Genomic DNA, 2088 nt, shown 5'->3' on the forward strand with positions numbered 1-2088 from the left:
AAGATCACTTGGCTTCGACGAACACGTATTCGGCGCTGCTCGGGGCCACGGCGGCCTTCACGCGCTCGCTGTCCTCGGCCTTGCCGATGAACAGCACGCGCACGCCCTTGAACGCATCGGTCTCCACACCGGTGAACGCGGCGACCGCCAGGTCGGCGATCTTGGCGCTGTTCGGCGAGCCGAACGCGATCAGGTTGCCGCTGCTCACGCCGCGCGCGACGGCGCCCTTGGCCTGCTCCAGCTGGCGGCCATACTTGGCCTCGAACTCCGGATCGGTGTCGGCCGGCAGGTAGTACACGTAGGGCGTGTTGGTGATCGTGCCCATGTTGGCGTCGACCACCTTGCTCAGGTATTCCTTCCACGGACCGTCCTCGGTCGTGGCCGGCGCGACCAGGGCGACTTCGGCCGGCTCGGCCGGGGCTTCTTCCTGCTTCTTGCACGCTGCGAACGGCAGCACGAGGCAGGCGGTGAGCATGATGCGGCTTGCGAACTTCTTCATGGGTAATCCCCCTCTTGGTAAAGCGGTTATCGGAATCGTGGCGCTCAGGCGCCCTGCTTGTGGTGCTGCCACTGCGCCTTGAGCGCGGCGGTGACGGCCGGCGGCACGAACCCGGACACGTCGCCTCCCAGCCGGGCGATCTCGCGCACCAGCGACGAGGAGATGAAGCCGTACTGCTCGGCCGGGGTCAGGAACAGCGTCTCGACCTCGGGGATGAGGTGGCGGTTCATGCTGGCCAGCTGGAATTCGTACTCGAAGTCGGATACCGCGCGCAGCCCGCGCAACAGTACGCCGCCGCCCACGTCCTTGACGAAATGGGCCAACAGGCCGTCGAAGCCGCGCACCTCGACGTGCGGATGCCGGGCCACTGCGTCGCGGGCCAGCTCGACGCGCTGGGCGAGCGGCAGCGCCGGGCCTTTGCCCGGGCTTTCCGCCACCCCGATGATCACGCGCTCGAACAGCGGCGCAGCGCGGTCGATCAGGTCGATATGGCCATTGGTGATGGGGTCGAACGTGCCGGGATACACGGCCGTCCGGGTGCGCGCCACAGTCATTCAGTCGTCGCCGGCGGATCGTCGGGACGCAGTGTAGCAGCGGGCTGCGGGGCCGGGGTCCGGTACAGGGCGTAGCGCACGTCCCGGGTGCGGCCTTCCCGGTGCAATATCCAGCCCGCGGGGACCGTCGGCACCCGGTCCGCCGGGGACTCCACGTAGATCCACGCATCCGCCGCCAGCCGGGGCACGAGCGCGGCCAGCGCGCGCTCCCACAGGCCCTCGGCGAAGGGCGGATCCAGGAAGACCAGGTCGAAGGTGTCGGCGCACCCGGCCAGCCACGCCAGCGCTTCCGCCGCATGGACCTCGGCATCCGCCGAGAGCTTCGCCACCGCCTCGCGCAACGCCATGGCCAGGCCGGGATCGCGCTCCACCAGCACCGCCTGTGCGGCCCCGCGCGACAGCGCCTCGAGCCCCAGCACGCCGGTCCCGGCGAACAGGTCGAGTGCGCGAGCGCCCGGAAGCGCCGGCATCAGCCAGTTGAACAGCGTCTCGCGTACGCGGTCGCCGCTGGGCCGCAAGCCCGGGCGGTCCGGCACCGCCAGCTTCGTGCCGCGCCAGCGCCCGCCGATGATGCGCACGTAGCCGAGGCCACGCGGCGCGGGGACGGGAGCGGAGGGTGGCCGGCGGGCGCTGCGGGACATCGGGGAAGGGGGCGACGGAAGGCTCCGCATGATACGGCCCGGCCATGACCGGCGGGGCTTGGCCCCCCTCCGCGGCCCCGCCAGGTTGAGAAAGCCACGACCGGCCCATACACCGGACGCATCGGCCGCTGCGCGCGGCCCAGACGAATGCCATGGAGCACGACCGCGATGACCGTTGAAACCCGCAAAGAAACCCTGGGCTTCCAGACCGAGGTGAAGCAGCTGCTGCAGCTGATGATCCACTCGCTGTATTCGAACAAGGAAATCTTCCTGCGCGAACTGGTGTCCAACGCTGCCGACGCCGCCGACAAGTTGCGCTTCGAGGCGCTGAAGGACCCGAAGCTGCTGGAGGAAGACCCCACCCTGCGCATCCGCGTCGGCTTCGACGCCACCG

General features: G+C 69.9%; 3 protein-coding genes and 1 pseudogene. 1 reads left to right on the forward strand and 3 read right to left on the reverse strand.

Annotation, left to right across the window (positions count from 1 at the left end; all coding sequences use genetic code 11):
- Nucleotides 1–4: 4 nt before the first annotated feature.
- The 3 genes from AC04L7_RS17335 to rsmD are packed head-to-tail and all read right to left on the reverse strand — an operon-like array spanning nt 5 to nt 1694.
- The gene (locus AC04L7_RS17335) at nt 5–499 is read right to left on the reverse strand and encodes a hypothetical protein (protein WP_296282543.1); all 495 of its coding nucleotides are present in this window, start codon (nt 497–499) and stop codon (nt 5–7) included.
- Nucleotides 500–543: 44 nt separating this feature from the next.
- On the reverse strand, nt 544–1053 hold the full coding sequence (coaD, locus tag AC04L7_RS17340) for a pantetheine-phosphate adenylyltransferase (RefSeq protein WP_296282544.1): 510 nt from the start codon (nt 1051–1053) through the stop codon (nt 544–546).
- Entirely contained in the window at nt 1050–1694 is a 645-nt protein-coding gene (gene rsmD, locus AC04L7_RS17345) for a 16S rRNA (guanine(966)-N(2))-methyltransferase RsmD (protein WP_435999807.1), read from the reverse strand. Before rsmD ends, coaD begins: the two co-directional genes overlap by 4 nt.
- Before the next feature lie 168 nt (nt 1695–1862).
- Between rsmD and AC04L7_RS17350 the strand changes: the two are divergent.
- Nucleotides 1863–2088, forward strand: a pseudogene (locus tag AC04L7_RS17350) (molecular chaperone HtpG); the annotation flags it as partial.

Source organism: Pseudoxanthomonas sp. LjRoot204_2, assembly GCF_056175765.1.